This is a genomic window from Vibrio sp. FE10 (assembly GCF_030297155.1).
GTDB lineage: Bacteria > Pseudomonadota > Gammaproteobacteria > Enterobacterales > Vibrionaceae > Vibrio > Vibrio apostichopi.
This window is the reverse complement of the sequence record NZ_AP028068.1, coordinates 85,883-106,241: the sequence shown is the minus strand read 5'-3', so window position 1 is coordinate 106,241 and position 20,359 is coordinate 85,883. Positions and strand designations below refer to the sequence as shown.

Below are 20,359 nucleotides of genomic sequence, written 5' to 3'. Positions count from 1 at the left end.
ACAACCTCAACAAAAAAGCCCTTTAGAAAACTAAAGGGCTTGATGTATTAGAGCGGGTTAACGTGAGCAGAATTAGCTGTTTGCTTGCTCTAGCTCAATCGTTTCTTCAGCCGCTTTCGCTGCTTCTAGCATCTTACGAATAATGAACGATGCAGCCATTGCGATACCCACCATTACTACCGCTAAAACGGTAAGCATTTGGAAGTAATCGCCGTAAACCGTTTGTACGATCTCTTGCGTGATTTGTTGACCTTTCTCTAGTGCAATAGACGTCGAGAATACCGCGCCAACAATGCCTGAAAGAGCGATTGCAACAGAAAACAAGCTCACTGAGAAGTTCTCGATGTGCTTAGGTGCAACAGACAGAATGAACGCCACAACCATGGAACCAACAATCACTTCACCAAATGCTAGGAAGAAGTGAATAGCTAGGAACACTTCTGGGCGAATCAGAACATCATCACCAACGGTAGTTACTGCCATCGTAAGGATACCGAAAGCGATAGCCGTTAGAATGAACGAGAAACCTACTTTGGTAGCGGTAGAGAAGTTGATGTTTTTCTTTTCTAGGTTAGAGAAGATACCCGCGATGATTGGGCCAGCGACCATGCACCATAGTGGGTTCATTGCCATCGAAGCTTCTGGAGCAACAGGGATGAAGCCAAATAGGTCACCACGCATTGTGTTGATCGCTACCATTGTCATCGATGTCATCATCTGACCGTAGTACACGAAGAAACATGTAGTTAGGAATGTGATGATTAAGATAGTGCCCATTTTCAGCATGTCTGACTTCTTCGATTTCAGCATCAAAGAAACAAAGTAGACGATCGCTGCACCACCAATTGCGTAAACGATGTTTTGGCCAATATCCATGTTAGAGAACATGAAGAATACCAAGCCAATCATTGCTGCAGAAAGACCAAGGAACGCCGCCCAGTTTTTCGTGCTTACTGGTTGTTGATCGATTTCAGCACTTGCTTCAACAAGGCCTTTGCGAACAAAGATCATCATTAGAAGCGCGGCACCTGCTAGAACAGCTGAAAGAAGGAAACCACCGTGGAAACCAACAACAAGCACTAGCATTGGGAACAAGTATTGGCCTAGTAACGCGCCAATGTTGTTTACTGAGTAGTTGATAGGGTAGCAGTTTTCAAAATCTTCTTGAGTTTTGAACGTGCGTTTGTAAAGACTTGGGTAAGAAGGGGACATCAAACCACGTGCATAACTTGCTAAAGCGATACCACATAATGCCATCGGTACATTGGTTGCTGCTGCACCGAGTACCAGTAAAACATAACCACTCGCGAAGCCTAAAAAGGCAATGGTCAAAGATCGGTATGCGCCTAAAAATTTGTCGGCGATAAAGCCACCTGCGATAGCAAATAGCGGTCCGATTGCAGAGAAAGCACCAACAACCATCATGGTGTCGGCTTCATTGTAGTTCAGATCTTCAAGGAAGAAACGAGTCAAGATCACCATGACGCCATAGAACGAAAGTCCGAACATCATTTGGCAGAACATCATTGATTTGTTTAATCTATTCCACATTATTTTATTCTCACATTTGTATTGATATGTAGTGTAATTACCCAATTATAATATCATTACTAGCAACACATAAACTGAAACATGTATCCCAAACCGGACTTTGCTCGATATACCTTTTCTTATGAGTGCATTGATATTTCTCATGAATGAAATTTGCAATGTTAGATTTTGCTAGTGGATGCATGGCTGTGTGAAATTCAACCATTTTCATTTGTGGCTAAGTAATGAACAAATAAAGGGAAAGTTAGCGAGGGTCATCTTGTAAAGTTTTTAAAGTGAGTATCACTTTCAATTGACCGTTGGGTTTTAGCCATTAAAAAAGCCAGCTTGGCAGCTGGCTTTGTTTGGATATTGAAAACTAAGTTTACAATAATGAGGTCTGAGTGAGGGCTTCTGTTAGTCGAATAGCTTCACTTCATTGCACTTCAACTATTTGTAGCATTTCACTACTCACTTCATCGCATCTCAACTATTCACAAGGTGGTGCCATGTGGATCACCGCTAGACCGCCTAAAGACGTTTCGCGGTACTTCTTGTTCATGTCTTTACCTGTTTGGTACATGGTTGCGATAACCTTGTCTAGCGAGATAAGACACTTGCTGGTGCGTTTCAGCGCCATACGTGATGCGTTGATGGCTTTCATCGCACCCATGGCATTACGTTCAATACACGGTACCTGAACAAGCCCACCGATCGGATCGCATGTCATGCCTAGTGAGTGTTCCATTGCGATCTCAGCAGCAATACAGATTTGCTCGTTACTACCGCCTCGAAGGGCCGTTAAGCCTGCCGCTGCCATTGAAGAAGATACGCCAACTTCACCCTGACAACCTACTTCAGCACCCGAAATCGAAGCATTAGTTTTGTAAAGGATGCCGATAGCGCCAGAGACTGCCAAGAAGTCTTTCAACTGCTTAGTGTCTAGCTCTTTGATGAAGCGATGGTAGTACATTAATACCGCAGGAATAACGCCAGCAGCACCGTTAGTTGGAGATGTTACAACCTGGCCACCTGCTGCATTCTCTTCACTTACAGCAAAGGCAAACAGGTTAATCCAATCCATGATCTCCATTGGATCGTTTTCAATCGAGGCATTCGCTTCAAGCTTTTTCAGCAGAGCTGGCGCTCGACGTGTCACTTCTAATCCGCCATCAAGGATGCCTTCGGTATCGAAGCCACGTTGCATACACAGAGACATCACCTTCCAGATTTGGTCGGCTTTTTGGTCAATCACATCCATACCTTGGAATGAGACTTCGTTGCGCAGGATTAAGCCTCCAAGGCTAAGTCCTTGTTGTTCAGACAATTCAAGCAATTGATCGGCAGAAGTAAAAGGGAATTCAACTTGTGTTTCTGACTCTGACTTGCCGTTTTGCAGTTCATCAGCGGTCGCGATAAAGCCACCACCAATGGAGTAGTAAGTTTCCATATCCAAAAGGCTACCGCTTGCATCAAACGCAGAGATAGTCATGCCGTTTTCATGAAGTGGAAGATTGGTTTTGTGGAAGAGTAGGTCGCTTTCTACATCGAAATGAATGTCGTGGTTGCCACTAACCATTAAAGATTTATCTTCAATTGCTTTACGCATGGCCAAATTAGCGCTGGTTATTTTGATCGTATCAGGGCGATTGCCAAGCAGGCCTAATAGGGTTGCACGGTCGGTGTGGTGACCGATACCTGTTAGTGACAGTGAACCGTATAAATCGATTTGAATACGGGTAACTTGATCAAGTACCGATTCAATCTTTTGGGTAAAATTAAACCCAGCGATCATTGGTCCATTGGTGTGGGAGCTGGAAGGCCCGACCCCGATTTTGTAAATGTCAAAAATAGACAGCATAGTAACTTCCTGTGAAGACGGTTCGATGTACGAACTCTGTGTAAAATTTGTATTTTGTTCGTTTCACTTTTCATGAAACATTTTTAGTCGAGCTTGTTCTTTGCTTGAAACGTCTCTTTTATTGAAACTTGTGTTAGCAAGCGTAGAGCAATGGAATACAAGAGCGTGTTATGTTTGCTTTATAAGCGTCACGTCTATTCCTGCATTACATATGGTGTTGCTATCAATAGTGAGCATTATTGCGAGCAACCTATGAGAATTTAAAAATACTTTTGTTACTGGATATTGTATACATAATTCACTCTATCTAATCACTAAAACGAGACTTGAACATAAAATGAGCATTAATCACCTCCTTATTGTGCTGGGTAAGCGACTTAATGGGAATAAATTGACTGATGAAGGGATCAGTCGAGTTGATGCTTTAGTTGAGTATCTGGCGGAGCTTTTGGTAGAAGAGTCCAATCAGCAAACTGCGGTTGCATTTTGTGGTGGGGTGACACAAGGCCAAACCCTCTCTGAAGCGGATGCAATGCACCAGTATTTTCGAAAGCTGGAAAGCCAGCGTGAAGCCCCGTTTGTGTTGGGCGCGATCTTACTAGAGCAGCTTTCGACAAACACGGTCGAGAACATTCAGAATTTGGCTTCGGAAATGATAGAAAGCGGGTTGTTTGCTCGCGGGCAGAGTGTAAAAGTGACTTTCGTTTCGAATGACTATCACTTGCAACGTATTTTTGAGATTCAGATGTTGATGGACGAGCAAGGCTTGCTTAAGGTTCTAGTCGAGAAGTGTTCTGCACTTGGGGTGGAGCTGCAAATAGATCGTCAGCTAGAGGCTCATGTTGCGGTGCCATATCCTCATCAAAGTACGCAAGGGCAATTGTTTTTATTGATGGATGTACTGACGACCTATCGCGTCTATCTTGAAGGAGTTGTCGCTGGTTCGTTTGAACGTGATTTAGAGTCCGTAAGGAGAGAGCCCGAAAGACTAGCGTTAGAGGCTTTAACGAGAGTGGGGTGCCTTCTGAAAGAGTCATCTCAGTTTGGCATCATAGGTACCTTGCAACCTGTTTTAGCAAGCTGTATTCAACAAACTCCAGTAGGTACAGACATTAAAAAAGTCAGGGAGTATCTAGCGCTGTTAGACACAAACCTGACTTTATTGAACCGATATTTAGACCCAGAGCAGGATAAGACTCAACGCTGGTGGCGATAAACGGTTATTTCTTTTTTGTGATGCCATTAACCGTCTTTAGACTGGCAAAAGCAATCAAACAATAAGCGAGTAGCTCGATGCCTTCTTCGGCGATATTTTTAACCACGCGAACGTAATCATCACCCATAACATTGTGCCAAAAACTTCCCATGCCAAACAGACGAGAGAACACCAATAGCAACACTACGCCTGTAACCAGAAGGTTCATGTGCGGAGACGCAAGGATCAACGCAAGTTGGTCAATGGTGCGCTTACCATTCTTTATTGCGTAGAAAATGGCACTACCTGCAACCAATAGAGCAGGGACAACCCATGAACCATGTACGATTTTGTCGAACCAAAAATCCATTTCACGAATGAACAAAACTGCGAAAAATGCACTGATGAGAAGAGCTGCATGCTTAACTTCACTTTTCTCTCTTGCTAAATAAGCGAAAGATGCAGATGTCACGATAAGCAATAATTGTTGCAGCATCTCGGTCACTGAGATCTCACCAACATTGCCATTCAACAATACAAAATCAATTCGAAGTGCAAGGTTTGCGACAATGCTGATCGCTAAAACGACCAATGCTGTCTGGCAGCGCTTATAGATAACTTCAGAGGTTGATTGTGAGAGTGTGAACTCTGGGAGTTCAAGTGACATGTGAGTTTGTTCTTTCGTTTTAGATTGGCTTTTCATTTCAATTCAGCTTGTAATATTTTGTAACAGGCTGGCATTCTATCGGGCATAAGCTCACTAATGTCAGAGCAATGTCATAAATAAAACACCGTTCAATTGGTGTGTGTATACGGTAAACCGCTGCCTTAAGGCAGACAGTTTACGTAATTTAATAGAATTTTTGGGGTGGGTTTTTACAGCGGTGAGGTTGGAAACTTGCAGTAGAAGTGATTACTTTTCAGTTTCTTGCTCGTGGTTATTGCGGTAGTACTCCCACTGTTCAATGCGTTCGCCGTCATCGAATACACAGTAAGTTGTGCGTTGATTGTTTTCAGTCACCGTGTCTAATTCGCCGTCTTGTTGAACACAGTAAACCGCGGCTGGGTTAGCAACTGAAACTCGTTGGCCTTCACTATATTCTGCATAGTCGTTCGCACAACCGCCTAATACAACGGCAAATACAGCCATCAAACCAATTTTCTTCATGTGTATCTCCTACGTGATAAGTCTATAAATAAATGCGTTAAGTTCTACAGAACCCAATTAGAAGCCCTATGAAATGAGTATATTTTAGATTTCAGAAAAGGTTGTCCTAATTTGGTCAAGATATTGAAATAGGTTGATATTTCCCTATGTTTAGCTGCTTTTTGAGTGTTGGATCAAGCTACGCTGATTGTTCCTATGACAGGTGCATTCTTGTCTGAGGTGTGCTGGTTTGATGGTTATTGTGGTTCGATCACCATTCAATAATGATGAGTGAGCAGCAATGAAAATGAGCGTGTAACCGTTCTGGTTCGCGATTGTGCACCTCGAATCTATTGATGATTATGATATGATGCCGCCAAATTTCAGTTGAGCAGTCAGAATCATGAGACACCTAAAAACCACTATTCACCCTGATATCGATCACCTAGACAACAAAACCGTATATAAGCGCAATGCTGCACGTGCGATTGTGTTAGATGGCGAAGACATTTTGATGCTTTATACAGAGCGTTATCACGACTACACCATTCCTGGTGGTGGCTTGGACGAAGGTGAAGATGTGATCGCAGGTATGGTCCGTGAACTGGAAGAAGAGACTGGAGCAAAGAACATTCACAGCATCAAGCCATTTGGGATCTTTGAAGAGTTCCGCCCTTGGTATAAAGACGACGCAGATATGATGCACATGATCTCTTACTGCTACTCATGCAAGATCGATCGTGAGCTTGGTGAAACGGCTTACGAAGATTATGAAGTGAAAAATGGGATGAAACCGGTTTGGATGAATATCCATGAAGCAATTGCCCATAATGAAAAGACCATGGCAGAGAGCCCGAAAAAGGGCATGAGTATTGAGCGTGAAACCTTCTTACTGCATTTGATTGCCAAAGAGATGCTTTAGACGCAGAGACTTTCGATTTTTTAAGCACCTCTACCTCAAAATTCGCTAGTTAATCTAGTTGATATCTAACCGCCTAAAAGCTGTGTGCTTTTAGGCGGTTTTTTATGTGTTTAACTTATTCCTAAGTGCCCATCAGCTCTCTATACATCTAATTGAATGTTGCTGTTTCGAACCCAGTTTAGTTCGTGTTTTGTGTGATTTATGTTGGCATAAAGAATAGATCAAACCATTGGCTTTTAAATTGACTAAACATTTGAGCAAATTGATTCCTATTTTGAACATATGACTCATCAGCCTCAGTTTAAAAAGTTAGAAACACAAATTAACCTTTATTTTCATATCCTTATCATTACCTTTCACTTACTCGAAAACTTGGCTTCCCTTTTGCTTTATTGAATATGCAGCTTGTTTACTCGGCATCAACACTAATAGACCAGCACTTGATTCGTTCCACCATTTACTTGTTTGAATCACGTTTATTTAATCTGCCGTTTTGAGTTCAAGTACTTTTCAAGGAATTCGCCTTAGCGAAGATAAAGTAGAGGTTTATTATGAAATACAGACAGGTTATTTCCCTTATCACAGCGGCAGTCAGTGCCCCTCTCTATGCAACGTCCGTTGATCTAGACTTTTCTAACCATATTGAATCAACAAATTTGAGCACTTGGGCGGGCCCTTCTTACGATGGCACGGTCATTCATTTTTTGAATGTGGGCACACACAATGGAAAAACGATAGATGCGAAAGTGAGCAGCGAAGTTTTTGGTGATGCTACGTTTTTATTCCACACTCCCGATTATAAAGAAGGACCGGATCAACCAGACGGAGACATTGGTTTCCTTTATCAAACGAATTCTGCTGGCGCAGCGGGTCTTATCTATACGTTCGAATTTTATGATGGAACTGACGGGTTATCTGGCACGTTTTCAGAACCTTATACCGTTCCAGAGTTCGATATGATTGGATATGACATTGATGGCGAACCCGTTCAATCAGAGCAAGTTCGTGTGTTTAAAAGTGAAGGTTTTTACAGCTATCAAACAGGTTCTGCTGGCGCGAGTTTAACCGCTGAGGAAAGCGAAGATGGAGATTCGGTTTTGTTCAGTGGGCCGGGTACCAATTACTCCGAAACCGATACTTCAGGGGCGGTCAAATTTACGTTCAAAAACACCTCGATTGTCACCCTACAATTTGAAACGGTGACGACAAGCGGTAGTAGTTTTCCAAATCCTATCTTTTCCGCGTTCGATGGCAACTGGGATCTCTCCGGATTCACCACTCCAATTGAAAGCTCCGATGAATCTGATTTCGGAGACGCTCCTGATAGTTACGGCACATTGCAGGCAAGTAATGGTGCTGAGCACGCGGTCTCTTCAACACTTTATCTAGGCGCGAGTATTGATGCAGATACCGATGGACAACCCGGTGCGTCATCAAATGGCGATGATTTGGATATTGGCGGGAATGATGACGACGGTATTACTTTGTTATCTAACCTAGAGATAGGACTGGATAGCCTAATCAACGTAAATGTAGTGGGGAGTGGTTATCTTCAAGCGTGGGCTGATTGGGACATGGATGGGGCATTCGCTGACGACGAGCAAATACTGACAAACCATGCAGTAGTGGATGGTAGTCAAGTTGTTCCGATTCGTGTTGGTGATGATGCAGTTGTTGGTGTCGTTCAAACTCGCTTCCGCCTAGCAAGTAGCCCGAACATTCCAAGTGATGGTTATGTAGGCGATGGCGAAGTAGAGGATTATGTTTTCAATGTAACTGACCCAGGAACCACTATCCAACATTCAAATTACTATACAGCGGCGTTCGAAGATAATTGGCCAGAAGTGGGTGACTTTGATCTAAATGATGTTGTGGTCTATTACCGCACGACCATTCTAAGTAAAGACGATGTGGTTCTTCGAATGGACATTACAGGAACGATAATGGCTTATGGTGCCTCTTACGGCAACGGTTTAGGCTGGAAACTCAATGGCTTTGACGAGTCAGATATTGATCTTCAAACCGCTCGAGTACAAAGAAATGGTGTAACTCGCGCTGATATCTCTCCGTTTACTGGGGAAGACAAAGAAGTTGCATCGCCAGGAGGAGACCTAGTCGTCGTTGCTTCTTTAAATCTAAAAAATGATCTACCTATCAATGCTGAGTGTATGTTCCACCGCACCAACCCTTCTTGTAGTCCGTCGTTGGAGTCTGAACAAATGACGTTCAGCATTTCTCTACCATTTGCTTCTGGAAGTGAGCCAACAGTGAGTTCACTGGTGCCGTTAAGTGGCTTTGACCCGTTCATCTTTGGGCCGGGTGAAGGTCAGTATCATGGTGATAGCTTCACTAGCTCTCCGGGTAAAGACTTAGAGATTCATACTGCCGATTTCCCACCGACAACTCGCGGTACGTTAGTTAGTGATTTCTACGGAATTGCGCAGGATGACTCTGACCCGTCGAGCAATAAATATTATCGAACTACGCAAAATATGCCTTGGGGAATATTAATTTCATCTCCTTGGAATCACCCGGCAGAGTACATTGATATCAGTGAGGCGTATCCTGATTTTGCCGAATGGGCGACCTCAGGAGGTTCAGCGAAACCAACCTGGTACCAAAACCCGACTTCAGACAAAACTTGGTCAACAGAAGACTAATCAAGGAGGATTTATGAAAACAATCAAACTAATACTGAGTAGCGTGTCTCTTGTCTTCCTTTCAGCTTGTGGTGGCGGGGGAGGTGGTGGTAGCAGTAGCGCTTCAGCTCCAAGCTCCGTGACTCCACCAAGTAATGCACCAGCTGGAGGAAGCAGCGCGGTTACCTCAAGCGTTGCACCTGCACAACAGTCTTTGAGTTCGGTAGAGCTCTCTATCCCGGAAGGCTTCGATTTTTCGACTGAAAGGGAAGTTACCGTGAGCGTTGATGTGGCAAGTTCACAGAGCTCCCGAGGCTTTATGAGCATCTACACTGATTTTAATGGAGAGGTTGTCGATTACACCTCACAAGTGTTGAGAACGCCGATCAATGAGGATATTGATTTTTCAACGACACTGCTTCTTCCAAATCATGTTGATAAGGTTTGGGTAGAAGTATGGTATCCATCCGCAATGGGAAGTGAAGTGAAGCGTTTAGTAGACATCAACAACGGGCAGGTAGACGTAGTCCTTTAAAGTTAATCATTTAACAAACCTTAAATATTTGCTGCCATTTTGGCGGCAAATTTTCTTTTTGTAGCTTTGAAAAACAACGGAACGATTAAAATATAAATTTGGTTGATATTGTCAACTATGTCTTTTTGGTGTACCTTTAAACCTGAGAATGTACCAAGCTCCTGATGAATCCATGGTACAACCGCGAACCCGTCCTCAAAGAAAGAATTCCATGAATAAAAGACAGTTTATTGCCCACTATTTGCGTATGAATCGTACTTCTTATTTGTTGGCGATAGTTTTCATTTTTCTCGTAAATTGGCTTCAAGTCGAAATACCACGCTATATCCAATTGGCGATAGATCTGATTGATGATGCCTCCTCAAGTGGCCATCAGCAGCTTCAAACCTATGTTTGGATTGTGGTTGGCATGTCGGTCGCCATGGTTGTGGTGCGTATATTGTCTCGCATCTATGCGCTGAACCCTGGGCGGATTACAGAGGCGGCTCTTAAGACGACACTTCTCCAAAAGTTAAACCGTTTACCTAACAGCTTTCACCAGAGGTTTGCGTCAGGCAGACTGATCTCCATCATCAATAATGACCTCAGTGGCATTCGTTTGCTGTTTGGTGTGGGCTTTCTGCAGTTCTTTAATGCCTTGTTAGCATTGTCATTAACACCGCTCTACATGTGGCGCATATCGCCAGAGCTTACGATGTATTCGATTATTCCTATCTCAATCGCATTTGTGATTTTCCGTGTTGGTTTTAAACGGATGAAAACGCTCCATTTAGAACATATGAAGCGTTTACAGAACCTGTCTGCTCAGCTGATGAGTTACCTATCAGGGATTGATTTGATTAAGAGCCAACAGATGTCACCTTGGGTGAAGGCAGAAACCGAAAAGCTCAATCAGCTACTGCTCGAATGCCGCCTTAAAATCACTCGTATTCAAGTCTTCTTCATGCCTGTTCTCGATTATGCCAACGACTTAATGAAAATCATCATTCTGGGACTTGGTGGCTTTATGTTAATGAGGCAAGAGCTTACGTTAGGTGAGATCACCGCTTTCCTGACTTACTCCGTTTTGCTCGCAATGCCATTGATGCAGCTAGGCAGAATCGCGACGATTTATCAGCGTGGCATGGTAGGTATTCAAAGTGCACAAACTATTCTCAATGCGCAAGTTCCAGAATTGGATGAAGCGAAGTTGTCTGAATTAGACGTTGAATCCCTCAAGGGAAAGACGTTTTCCGTGCGTAACCTGAGTTTCCAATACGAAGGTGAGGATCGACTCATTCTCGATAACATCAGTTTTGATATTCCAGCAGGTAAGAAAATTGGTGTATTAGGAGGAATTGGCTCAGGTAAAACGACATTAGTGAACTGCTTAAACCATCACTTGGACGTTCCAGAAGGAACGATTTTTCTCGGGGAAACAGACGTAACAAGCTTTTCGCGCAGTGACCTGCGTCGCTATGTTAAAACGGTCACTCAAGACCCTTATCTGTTTTCAGCAACGGTTGAAGACAACATTCGTTTTGGTAGCTTAGATACCGACCTCGCAAAGAGTCAGGTTGATGAAGTTCTTGAGTTGAGCCAACTAGCGAATGACGTCACTCGTTTTGAAAACGGCGATCAAACCTTAGTCGGTGAAAAAGGGATCATGTTATCGGGTGGCCAGAAGCAACGCCTAAGTATTGCGCGTGCTTTATTAGAGCCTACAGATTTAATCATCATGGATAATGTTCTGTCAGCAGTCGATTATGAAACGGAAAGAAAGATCTTAGAAGGTCTGTTTAATCGTTTGAAAAATCAATCAGTGCTGGTGGTATCGCATCGTGTTAATGCCCTTGAATACATGGACGAAATCATTGTTCTGAATGAAGGGAAAGTGATCGCCAAAGGTGACCATGACACCTTATTAAAAACCAGTGCTTACTACTACGACACTTGGCAATTACAACAGAATGAAACGGAGGCTGCAGCATGTTAAAAGGTGTTGATGTTAAGTATCTAAAGCACTTTTTTAAGTTTGCTAAGAAATACAAACGCTCAGCAATTCTGGGCATTGCCATGCTTCCGCTGTCGGTTATTACAAGCTTGTTGTTCCCTTGGCTGATCATTCAAGTGATCGACGTGCATTTGAGCCAAGGGGATATGGACGGGTTGCTTGAGTATGTTTTCTACTTAGTTTTGGTCTTGATTGCCAGTTATGTGGTCGACACTACCTATTCGTATAACCTGCGTAAAACGGGTCAATACACCATCACAGACATGCGTTCAGTGCTGTTTGAGCGTGTGCTTAAACTGCCTCGTAGCTATTTCGATAATACACCGATTGGTGTGACTCTTTCGCGCCTGACCAGCGATCTAGAAACTATCGGTGAGACGTTTATTCAATCTGTTGTTGGATTGGTTAAAGACAGCATCAACACCATTGCTCTGCTTATCATGATGCTCTTCATTGATTGGCAGTTGACGTTGATTGTGCTGATTATCATGCCTCCCGTGATGTACTTGACGGTCTATGTGCGTAATCGCCTACGTGTGATGTACAAGATTACTCGCTCAACACTGGCTCGTGGTATTGGCTTTCTCCAAGAAGTCTTATTTGGCATGAAAACCGTTCAGATGTATCGCGCCGAGGAACAAGTTGAGCAACGATACCAAGGCTACACGGATGAGTTTTTACGAGCGCAAAAGAAGATCAATAAATACGATGCGATTTTGTTCTCGTTTATCTCGGGCATTACCTCAATCACTATCGCGATTATGATCTGGTACGGTTCGGAGCAAGTCATCGAAGGCGCGTTGACATTGGGTGTGCTGATCGCATTCATCAACACGCTCGAAAAGGTGTTTGTGCCAATTCGCGATTTTACTTCTCAGATTGCCTCTATTCAAAGTTCATTTGCGGCCTTTGATCATATTGAAGAGTTGTTTGTTGAGCCTACGGAAGAAGAAGGGCGCAACTTATTGCCATCTCATCAAGTTAAAAACCAGCTAGAAAAGTTTGTCAGTCTTGAGTTCAAAAATGTGAGTTTCCGCTACAAAGACGACTCTCCATATGTTCTAAAGAACGTCTCTTTTGTGCTGGAAAAAGGGCATCAAATCGCACTTGTCGGTTCAACGGGGTCAGGTAAGTCGACGATACTGCGTCTGATCTCTAAAACCTATCAAGATTATGAAGGCAGCATTTTGTTGAATGGCGTAGAGCTGTCGCAGATTTCAAGCGAAGACTCTGCTCACTTGTTCTCAATGATGATGCAAGATGTGCACTTATTTGAAGAGACGATTCAGTTCAATATTGCTTTGGGTAAGGAACATCTTACAAGAGCTGAGGTTGAACAAGCGGCGCGCTATGTTTACGCCGATAAGTTCATTGAACAATTGCCACAAGGCTATGACTTCCATTTAGAAAAGAACGGCTCCAACCTGTCTGTTGGGCAAACGCAGCTCATTTCGTTTGCTAGAGCGGTCGCACAAGGCGGCCAACTGATGATGCTTGATGAAGCAACCAGCTCGGTAGATTCAATCACCGAAGATCTAATTCAAAAAGCGATGCAACGACTCTTCAAGGAGAAAACTGTGATTGCGATTGCGCACCGTCTGAGTACCGTTCGCCATTCAGATACGATTTTGGTGTTGGAAAAGGGTGAAATTGTTGAACAAGGTAACCATCAACAATTGGTCGCACACAATGGTATTTATGCCGGCTTGTTACAAGAATCGATTGTAGAAACGAGTGATTCCCAAGTGACGGTAGCCTGATCACCTCAAGTCAGGGCTGCCGCTTCGACAAGTCGAATGGGTGCGGCTTATGCTTAATCAGCTTCTATGCTTTTCTAGTATTCCCAGTAGCTTAGGGAAAATAAAACATATTTTACGAATATTAATATGTTATGATCTCCCTACTACTAAAGGGGTGTCTTAGGGCATCGGGATGTATGCGAGCAAGACGAACCTGCTTGTGTCAGTCACTTTCTGGCGAATATGGAATCGAAGATGTTGTTGGAAGAAGTTGTAGAAATTATTGAATTAACCGACTCAGACCATTTATCTCAAGCAATGGAACTGTTTAACGAGCATGGTTTTGTTGATGCTGAATCTTTGCCCTTTATGAACGTTGTGTTTGAAACCGCACCGGATCAGCTTGCGAAGAAGTTGTCGCAAACTGGTTTTAAAGGTTTAGTGCAAGTCGAGAAGAATGAAGACGCATCGGGCTTCACCATTATTGATGCTGAGCGCGTTCTGCTAAAAGATTCTGCTTAGCTAAAAAACTCTGCTTGGCTGCAAAACTCTGCTTAGCTGCAAGACTCTATTCAGCCCAGTAAAAGCGACTAAGCCATACCGCGCTCTTTCTCGTCATACTCTAAGTTCAGCGAAAAGAACCGAGTTCAGTAACACCCATTATGATTATTTGAGGTTAACACAGTGACAACAGCGACCGTTTCATCAACAGAGCAACATATTTCCAATGAACATGCGCTTTTAGGTGCATCGTTATTAGCGTCTCAAAAAGTTGAGTTGGCTCTGTTCAGTGTTATCTCTAAGTTAGCTAAAGCACTACCAAAGGAAGCGCAACATCAACTAGGTTTGGACTTGGATACCTTTCTAAGAGAGAAACCAAGTGAGCAAGACGCAACGCTGAGTTTGTACGTGCAAAAGTTTTGTGAACAACTTCCTTTGCAAAAAAATGAAATCAGCGATTTTATTTATCATCGTAATCTCGTTACCCGTAGCTTTTGGCGAGTGACTGGCGCTGATGTAAAAGGCGGCGAAAAACTTGAAAATCCAGAGCTCTATTTAAAAGAGTTCTTAGCCAAATGTGAATATTGGCAAGTGATGCTCGATACTCAAAAGAACTGAGCACTTAAATAGATTGAATAAAGCCATAGCTTACACGCTGTGGCTTTTTTGTTTGTGCTCAAAAGTTTGAATTATTTAAATCTAGATCATCATCTTCAACACGTAATTCTTAGAAACGAAGTGATGTTTGAGCGCGGCACTAATATGCAAGAAGATCAAACAAGCAAGGGCAATACAACTGGCACGATGTAAATAGAAAAAGAAGCTGTTGATTGCAGGGTCGGTTATTAGGTTGTCGACGGTTGTCAGCCAAAATAATGAATAGGGCTCTTTAAGCATTAAATAACCGGTGCTGAAAACCATGAACATAACGAGATACATGAGTGAATGGGCGAGCTTGGCAATGCATATTTGACCAGCAGCCACAGATGAAGGCATGGGCGGAGAGGTTCTAAAATGACTCCATACATATCGTATCGCCAACAAAGGAGTAGCGACAGTAGCCAGCGACATGTTAAGCACTGACAGGAAAGAAAATAGCTCTGGATTGCCGGTGACAAAGTGCATCACATACCCTGCGATAGTTGCATAGATGATCACAGAAGCCATCACCCAGTGCAGCACACGGCTTAGTAAATCGTATCGTGGATTATTCAAATTAACCTCGTTCTGATCGTTATAACAATAATTTTCAAATAGATGCCAAAACTAGCTTTTAGTATATTTGCATCGCGAATTAATTATATCGAACAGTAATACGCCGTATTCTCCTTAATTATAAATTAATGATGTTGCTTCAGGTGTTTTATAATTATCAATGATGTTTTAGAGTGTTAATTCCAATACAGACAAGGCAAACTTGCCGACTTCCTAGCTTGTATGCCTATAACGAGATACAGTTAGTTTAAAGCTAAATATATAAGGAATGTATAATGCTTCGAATCTTATTGATTGCAGTTATCTCAATGTTCACGACTATGAGTTTTGCAAACGAAGAGGTTAAGTACTCAGATCAAGAGTATTTGGATAGACCATTGATGGAACGCTATATCTTGGACGAGTTGAAGCAATTGCGCATGGAGCAACAAGATCTCGAGAGGCGTTTAACGATCCAAATGACCGATCGTGAACTCACCGTCGCAGATAAGTCGTTGAATTACGCCAATGTTACGGTGACTTATTTCTTCTACATCATTGCGGGCGTCGCTTCACTTATTGCATTGGTCGGGTGGCAATCACTGAAAGACCTCAAACACACCACTAAAGAAATGGCTGACCAGCGACTTAATTCGATTGCTCAAGAGTACGAAAAGAAATTTAATGTCCTTGAAAGGGATCTTAAAAGGAAAACTCGAATCATCTCTGAAAATAACCGAGAGATTGAGATCATCAATGAGATTCACAATTTATGGCTCAGAGCGCAAAACGCTCAAACGGCCGAGCAGAAAATTGAGATTTACGATGAGATATTAAAAGTTCGTCCCGGAGATTTGGAAGCGCTGACTTATAAAGCCGATGCGGCAATGGATATGCAAGAATACCATTGGGCAATGAGCTTATGTAATCGTGTATTAGAAGTGGATGACCAGAATGCACACGCTCTGTACCAACGTGCTTGTGCCTACGCAAGATTAGGTGCAGAAGGTCAGGCAATAGATGACTTAGAGCGTTCTATTGCAACCAGTGGCTCAATGAGAGAACTTCTGGCAGAAGAGCCTGATTTTGAGATGCTGAGAGGTTTAGATCGCTTTGAAGCTCTGTGTGTAGAATAGTTGTTTTATGACATGGTGAGCTTCGCACGCTCACCATACTTTTCACCATTGTTACGGAACGGTTTCTTACATTTTGTTTATTCTATTGAACTTATTGTTATGTTATAACATCTGAAAGATTCATTGTTATAACCGTTAAGTATTTTTATGAAGTTCCTTCGCACTGGCCTGATCATTACTGCGATCAGCGCATTTTCACTTGCTGCTTTGCTCTCTTTTCACCCTGAGCCTGCAAAAGATATCTCAATTCAAATAACACCTTATCAAAACTCTCAGATTTCTGATGAGGAAAGCGCTGAACCACACGTTAAGCCAAGTTCACTGGTTAAAATCCATTACTTCGTAAAGGTTGGCGATACGCTTAGTAACGTATTTTCATCATGGCAGCTCCCTTATGGAACCGTCCAAAAGGTGCTGGAAGCGGATCTTGAGTCGTTAAAATTGGATACTATTAAACCAGGTGATCACCTAGAACTACTTTTGGACAGTGAAACGAAGCAGCTCGTTGAATTGATCTTCCACGAAAGCTTGGTTGAACAGGCTGTTTATACAAAAAATGATGACGGCACGTTCAGTTATCAATTCATAGAAACCCCCGGGGAATGGAAAGAAAAACTGTACGCAGGTGCGGTGACAGGAAGCTTTTCGATGTCGGCTCATCGAGCGGGTTTGACTACTGCACAGATAGCCAATATCACTCGAACGCTGAAAGATAAGATTAACTTCTCCAAAGAACTCAGAGTTGGTGACAGCTTTAATGTGTTGGTTAAAGAGCAATACACGGAAGATCACTTAACGGGTAAGACTGAAGTGCAAGGGATCTCCATCAAGTTACGAAATAGGGAAGTGGCGGCTTTTCTTGCTCCGGATGGACGTTTCTATGACCGAGAAGGCAATAGCCTTGAGCAAGCTTTCAATCGATACCCAATAGATAAACAATTCCGAAGAATTACTTCGCCATTCAATCCGTTCCGTAAGCACCCTGTGACTGGGCGTATATCACCACATAATGGTACTGATTTCGCGACACCTGTGGGCTCACCGATTTATTCAACCGGAGACGGAAGGGTTGTGGCGCTACGTGACCACCCTTACGCAGGAAAGTACCTAGTGATTGAGCATAACAGTGTTTACACAACTCGTTATTTGCACCTGAGCCGCTTCTTGGTGAAGAAAGGGCAACAGGTTAAGCGAGGTCAGAAGATAGCGCTATCGGGTGCAACAGGCCGTTTAACGGGGCCTCACCTACATTTTGAGGTGTTGGTACGTGGAAAAGCGGTCGACTCGATGAAGGCTGACCTACCTTTGGCAAGTTCTATATTGCCGAAAGACAAGGGTGCGTTCCTTGCTCGAATTGCGTCTTTCGATGACATCATCTCTGAGCAACAAGGCACAGCGAGTTAAATCAAACTCAAACTCAAACTCAGCCTCGGCTTATATTTATTCCAACCCTTCGGTGATGAAAGACCGAAGGTTGGAATAAGTGTTTATAAATAATTGCAGGTTGTGTTAAGCGACAACGACAGCTGTGCCACTGGCTGAAACCATCAGCATGCCATTACCCGTCCCCAATACTTCGTAATCAATATCGACGCCAACCACCGCGTTTGCGCCCGCCTCAATGGCTTTCTGTTCCAGCTCTTTGAATGCGTAGTTACGTGCTTTCTCCAGTTCCTTTTCATAAGTACCAGAACGTCCACCGACGAAATCTCGAATGCCTGAGAACATATCTTTGAAAACGTTAACCCCTAGAATGGCTTCTCCGGCAATAACCCCTTTGTAGTCGACAATGCGTTTGCCTTCGACAGATTGTGTGGTGGTAATAATCATAGTGGCCTCTGTAAGTTAGATGGTTGGTTACTAGATGAGTTGTTACTAGTTGATTTGTTACTTGATGATTAGTTACTCGCTGAGTTTTGTCTCTGAGCGTGTGAATTCATGCCTCAACCATGTTCTCAGTTTTAGCACACTTTCTTGTTTTAATTTGTTTTTTGGGCAAACGAAGTAGAAATCTTGATGGGGGTTAGCTACTGGTTCACTGATTTCGACCAACATGCCATGGCTGATGTCATCTTTTACAAACAAGCGGTGAGTGACTAATACACCAAGCGAGCGAGTCGCAGCTTGCACGGCTTGAATGGATACATCGAACGTTAAGTTACTGTGGAATGTCGGCATTGGTATTTGGTAATGATCGCACCACACTTGCCAGTCATGCTGTCGCCTTGGGTTAAACGCACCAATGGTTGGGTTTTGTTTCACAAGTTGTTCAACGCTTAATCCCATTTGGTTTTTCAATAGTGCAGGGCTGCACACCAATACCAGATCATCGTTACCGAGCTTTTCGCTGTAATATTTGTCCCACTCGTTCGGTTTTCCATGGACAAGGGCAATATCGACACCTTCCTGCTCGATATCAAAAGGGCCGGTTAACGTGGAAATACGGATATCAAGAGAGGGAGCAAAGGCTTGGAAGTCAGGCACTCGTGGGATCCACCAGTGCATCGCGAGTGAATTGACCATGTTGAGAGTAATGCGGTGATCGTTAGGCGTTTTGGCAAGCTCTTCTGTCGCTTCTATCACCTGTTCTAATGCTGGCGCGACTTTACGATAATATCGCTTACCTGCGGCATTGAGGACAACACGACGGCCTACACGTTGGAATAATGGTTTATTGACCAGTTGTTCCAATGATTTGATAGCTTGGCTTACCGCAGAGTGGCTGACGTACAACACACGAGCAGCGTCGGTCATGCTGCCTGTTTCAGCCACAGCGATGAACGCATAAACGGATTTAAGCGGAACGAGTTTTTTCATTGGTAAGTTTTCCTTACAGTTATGGTTAATATTACTCGCTATTTTTCATCACGTCACGCTTCTAAAATAGGTGTCATAGGAGGTGATAATTATGTCTGATATTACCAAGGCGACGACTTTCATGTTGTTGTCGACGTTCAGTTTGTCTTTAAGTGGCTTGATGGCCAAATATCTATCTGAAACGATGCCCATTTCACTATTGAGCTTTGTGCGTTTTTTCTTACCCAGTCTGTTTTTATTCCTATTCTTGATGTTTTATAAGATCACGAAACCTTCACTCGATATGTGGAAGCCTTTGGTGATGCGTGCGATTTTTATGGTGGCATGCCAGTGGTGTTTCTTGACTTCACTACAAACCTTAACGTTGGTGGAAAGTGTGGTCTTATTCAGCACGGGCCCGCTGTTTATTCCGTTGTTAGAAAAATTAATGTTTGGAACTAAGATTCATACAACGACCATCGTTTGTTTGGCTATAACCTTTGTTGGCGTCGTGATGATGGCTGGGGATTGGTCGCAGTTTGAGTTTGGCTCAGAATTCTTTAGGCCAGCGCTGTTGCTGGGTTTATTGGCAGGCATGTTTAACTCTGGCTCACAAGTGAGTTTGTACCGAGCCTCGAAGACGAGCCTGACACCCGCAGAGCTTAACGCGTGGACGTTCTTGGTCGCGGCAATCATTGTGATACCAATGGTTGTGTTTACTTCAGTATCTGCTGCTCCTGATGTGCTTGAGAGTGCTGCGGACAATGGAACCTTGTCGGCTCTGCTATCTTTTGATGAGTTGCGTTGGATTGGGCTTGGCGCTTTTGGATTGGCTCTATTTACCATTAACACGCAAATCTTCCGCTCGAAAGCGTATAAGTTGGTAGACAGCGGTTCTCAATTAGCTCCCTTAATTTTTACTAACATGCTGTTCAGTGCGTTATGGCAGAGCTTGTTCTTTGATGATGTGTTTTCAACTCAGCAGATGATTGGCATTAACCTCATTGTAGTGGCGAGTATTAGCAATACGCTATTGGCTAAAAGGCACAGCAAAGCGAAAGCCAAGCAAACATCTAGAACCACAGTGACTGTAGCGACTGTAGCGGACATTGCGGTGTTGGAGTCTGCCGCTAAACACTGAGCCTAGAGGTTAGAGGTTAGAGGTTAGAGG

Annotated in this window: 18 protein-coding genes; 11 read left to right on the top strand and 7 right to left on the bottom strand. The window is 43.3% G+C overall.

Features of this window, described 5'->3' with window-relative positions; genetic code table 11:
* Positions 1–72: 72 nt before the first annotated feature.
* Both QUF19_RS17600 and QUF19_RS17595 read right to left on the bottom strand, forming a co-directional pair.
* On the bottom strand, positions 73–1,551 hold the full coding sequence (locus QUF19_RS17600; RefSeq protein ID WP_029223660.1) for a peptide MFS transporter: 1,479 nt from the start codon (positions 1,549–1,551) through the stop codon (positions 73–75).
* Between the two features lie 469 nt (positions 1,552–2,020).
* A complete protein-coding gene (locus QUF19_RS17595) occupies positions 2,021–3,391 on the bottom strand; it encodes an L-serine ammonia-lyase (protein WP_286301582.1) in 1,371 nt (456 codons plus the stop codon).
* Positions 3,392–3,728: 337 nt separating this feature from the next.
* On the opposite strand from QUF19_RS17595, the gene QUF19_RS17590 reads away from it, so the two are divergent.
* A complete protein-coding gene (locus tag QUF19_RS17590; protein WP_286301580.1) occupies positions 3,729–4,607 on the top strand; it encodes a YdcF family protein in 879 nt (292 codons plus the stop codon).
* Between the two features lie 4 nt (positions 4,608–4,611).
* Here the strand turns inward: QUF19_RS17590 and QUF19_RS17585 are convergent, their stop codons facing one another.
* A complete protein-coding gene (locus tag QUF19_RS17585) occupies positions 4,612–5,289 on the bottom strand; it encodes a hypothetical protein (RefSeq protein WP_286301579.1) in 678 nt (225 codons plus the stop codon).
* Positions 5,290–5,499: 210 nt separating this feature from the next.
* Positions 5,500–5,754, bottom strand: a complete 255-nt coding sequence (locus QUF19_RS17580; protein ID WP_048659117.1) for a putative hemolysin — start codon at positions 5,752–5,754, stop codon at positions 5,500–5,502.
* 382 nt (positions 5,755–6,136) lie between these two features.
* Here QUF19_RS17580 and QUF19_RS17575 point away from each other — a divergent pair, with 382 nt between their 5' ends.
* From QUF19_RS17575 to QUF19_RS17545, 7 genes are all read left to right on the top strand, one after another.
* Complete coding sequence (locus tag QUF19_RS17575; RefSeq protein ID WP_017059522.1) at positions 6,137–6,655, top strand: NUDIX hydrolase; 519 nt, start codon at positions 6,137–6,139, stop codon at positions 6,653–6,655.
* Between the two features lie 551 nt (positions 6,656–7,206).
* Entirely contained in the window at positions 7,207–9,315 is a 2,109-nt protein-coding gene (locus tag QUF19_RS17570; protein ID WP_017111807.1) for an LruC domain-containing protein, read from the top strand.
* Between the two features lie 13 nt (positions 9,316–9,328).
* The gene (locus QUF19_RS17565; protein WP_017111808.1) at positions 9,329–9,829 is read left to right on the top strand and encodes a hypothetical protein; all 501 of its coding nucleotides are present in this window, start codon (positions 9,329–9,331) and stop codon (positions 9,827–9,829) included.
* Positions 9,830–10,040: 211 nt separating this feature from the next.
* Complete coding sequence (locus QUF19_RS17560; RefSeq protein WP_286301578.1) at positions 10,041–11,804, top strand: ABC transporter ATP-binding protein; 1,764 nt, start codon at positions 10,041–10,043, stop codon at positions 11,802–11,804.
* Positions 11,798–13,582: an ABC transporter ATP-binding protein gene (locus QUF19_RS17555; protein WP_286301577.1), complete on the top strand. Its 1,785-nt coding sequence runs from the start codon at positions 11,798–11,800 to the stop codon at positions 13,580–13,582. Before QUF19_RS17560 ends, QUF19_RS17555 begins: the two co-directional genes overlap by 7 nt.
* A 234-nt stretch (positions 13,583–13,816) precedes the next feature.
* Complete coding sequence (locus tag QUF19_RS17550) at positions 13,817–14,083, top strand: hypothetical protein (protein WP_102433803.1); 267 nt, start codon at positions 13,817–13,819, stop codon at positions 14,081–14,083.
* A gap of 162 nt (positions 14,084–14,245) precedes the next feature.
* The gene (locus tag QUF19_RS17545) at positions 14,246–14,680 is read left to right on the top strand and encodes a hypothetical protein (RefSeq protein ID WP_286301576.1); all 435 of its coding nucleotides are present in this window, start codon (positions 14,246–14,248) and stop codon (positions 14,678–14,680) included.
* 81 nt (positions 14,681–14,761) lie between these two features.
* Here QUF19_RS17545 and QUF19_RS17540 read toward each other — a convergent pair whose 3' ends face one another.
* Complete coding sequence (locus tag QUF19_RS17540) at positions 14,762–15,229, bottom strand: cytochrome b (RefSeq protein WP_286303315.1); 468 nt, start codon at positions 15,227–15,229, stop codon at positions 14,762–14,764.
* Positions 15,230–15,552: 323 nt separating this feature from the next.
* Here QUF19_RS17540 and QUF19_RS17535 point away from each other — a divergent pair, with 323 nt between their 5' ends.
* Positions 15,553–16,392: a tetratricopeptide repeat protein gene (locus QUF19_RS17535; protein ID WP_286301575.1), complete on the top strand. Its 840-nt coding sequence runs from the start codon at positions 15,553–15,555 to the stop codon at positions 16,390–16,392.
* Positions 16,393–16,539: 147 nt separating this feature from the next.
* Positions 16,540–17,796 (top strand): peptidoglycan DD-metalloendopeptidase family protein, encoded by a 1,257-nt coding sequence (locus QUF19_RS17530; protein ID WP_286301574.1) that lies wholly within the window; start codon positions 16,540–16,542, stop codon positions 17,794–17,796.
* A 105-nt stretch (positions 17,797–17,901) separates the two neighbouring features.
* Here the strand turns inward: QUF19_RS17530 and QUF19_RS17525 are convergent, their stop codons facing one another.
* The gene (locus QUF19_RS17525; RefSeq protein ID WP_004730185.1) at positions 17,902–18,222 is read right to left on the bottom strand and encodes a heavy metal-binding domain-containing protein; all 321 of its coding nucleotides are present in this window, start codon (positions 18,220–18,222) and stop codon (positions 17,902–17,904) included.
* Positions 18,223–18,294: 72 nt separating this feature from the next.
* The gene (locus QUF19_RS17520) at positions 18,295–19,209 is read right to left on the bottom strand and encodes a LysR substrate-binding domain-containing protein (protein ID WP_286301543.1); all 915 of its coding nucleotides are present in this window, start codon (positions 19,207–19,209) and stop codon (positions 18,295–18,297) included.
* Between the two features lie 91 nt (positions 19,210–19,300).
* On the opposite strand from QUF19_RS17520, the gene QUF19_RS17515 reads away from it, so the two are divergent.
* The gene (locus QUF19_RS17515; RefSeq protein ID WP_286301541.1) at positions 19,301–20,329 is read left to right on the top strand and encodes a DMT family transporter; all 1,029 of its coding nucleotides are present in this window, start codon (positions 19,301–19,303) and stop codon (positions 20,327–20,329) included.
* The last annotated feature ends 30 nt before the right edge of the window (positions 20,330–20,359 follow it).

What these genes read in the sequence shown, in the direction of transcription:
- QUF19_RS17600 (WP_029223660.1), bottom strand. Translation starts at nt 1,551, where the DNA reads ATGTGGAATAGATTAAACAAATCAATGATGTTCTGCCAAATGATGTTC.
- QUF19_RS17595 (WP_286301582.1), bottom strand. Translation starts at nt 3,391, where the DNA reads ATGCTGTCTATTTTTGACATTTACAAAATCGGGGTCGGGCCTTCCAGC.
- QUF19_RS17590 (WP_286301580.1), top strand. Translation starts at nt 3,729, where the DNA reads ATGAGCATTAATCACCTCCTTATTGTGCTGGGTAAGCGACTTAATGGG.
- QUF19_RS17585 (WP_286301579.1), bottom strand. Translation starts at nt 5,289, where the DNA reads ATGAAAAGCCAATCTAAAACGAAAGAACAAACTCACATGTCACTTGAA.
- QUF19_RS17580 (WP_048659117.1), bottom strand. Translation starts at nt 5,754, where the DNA reads ATGAAGAAAATTGGTTTGATGGCTGTATTTGCCGTTGTATTAGGCGGT.
- QUF19_RS17575 (WP_017059522.1), top strand. Translation starts at nt 6,137, where the DNA reads ATGAGACACCTAAAAACCACTATTCACCCTGATATCGATCACCTAGAC.
- QUF19_RS17570 (WP_017111807.1), top strand. Translation starts at nt 7,207, where the DNA reads ATGAAATACAGACAGGTTATTTCCCTTATCACAGCGGCAGTCAGTGCC.
- QUF19_RS17565 (WP_017111808.1), top strand. Translation starts at nt 9,329, where the DNA reads ATGAAAACAATCAAACTAATACTGAGTAGCGTGTCTCTTGTCTTCCTT.
- QUF19_RS17560 (WP_286301578.1), top strand. Translation starts at nt 10,041, where the DNA reads ATGAATAAAAGACAGTTTATTGCCCACTATTTGCGTATGAATCGTACT.
- QUF19_RS17555 (WP_286301577.1), top strand. Translation starts at nt 11,798, where the DNA reads ATGTTAAAAGGTGTTGATGTTAAGTATCTAAAGCACTTTTTTAAGTTT.
- QUF19_RS17550 (WP_102433803.1), top strand. Translation starts at nt 13,817, where the DNA reads ATGTTGTTGGAAGAAGTTGTAGAAATTATTGAATTAACCGACTCAGAC.
- QUF19_RS17540 (WP_286303315.1), bottom strand. Translation starts at nt 15,229, where the DNA reads ATGGCTTCTGTGATCATCTATGCAACTATCGCAGGGTATGTGATGCAC.
- QUF19_RS17535 (WP_286301575.1), top strand. Translation starts at nt 15,553, where the DNA reads ATGCTTCGAATCTTATTGATTGCAGTTATCTCAATGTTCACGACTATG.
- QUF19_RS17530 (WP_286301574.1), top strand. Translation starts at nt 16,540, where the DNA reads ATGAAGTTCCTTCGCACTGGCCTGATCATTACTGCGATCAGCGCATTT.
- QUF19_RS17525 (WP_004730185.1), bottom strand. Translation starts at nt 18,222, where the DNA reads ATGATTATTACCACCACACAATCTGTCGAAGGCAAACGCATTGTCGAC.
- QUF19_RS17520 (WP_286301543.1), bottom strand. Translation starts at nt 19,209, where the DNA reads ATGAAAAAACTCGTTCCGCTTAAATCCGTTTATGCGTTCATCGCTGTG.
- QUF19_RS17515 (WP_286301541.1), top strand. Translation starts at nt 19,301, where the DNA reads ATGTCTGATATTACCAAGGCGACGACTTTCATGTTGTTGTCGACGTTC.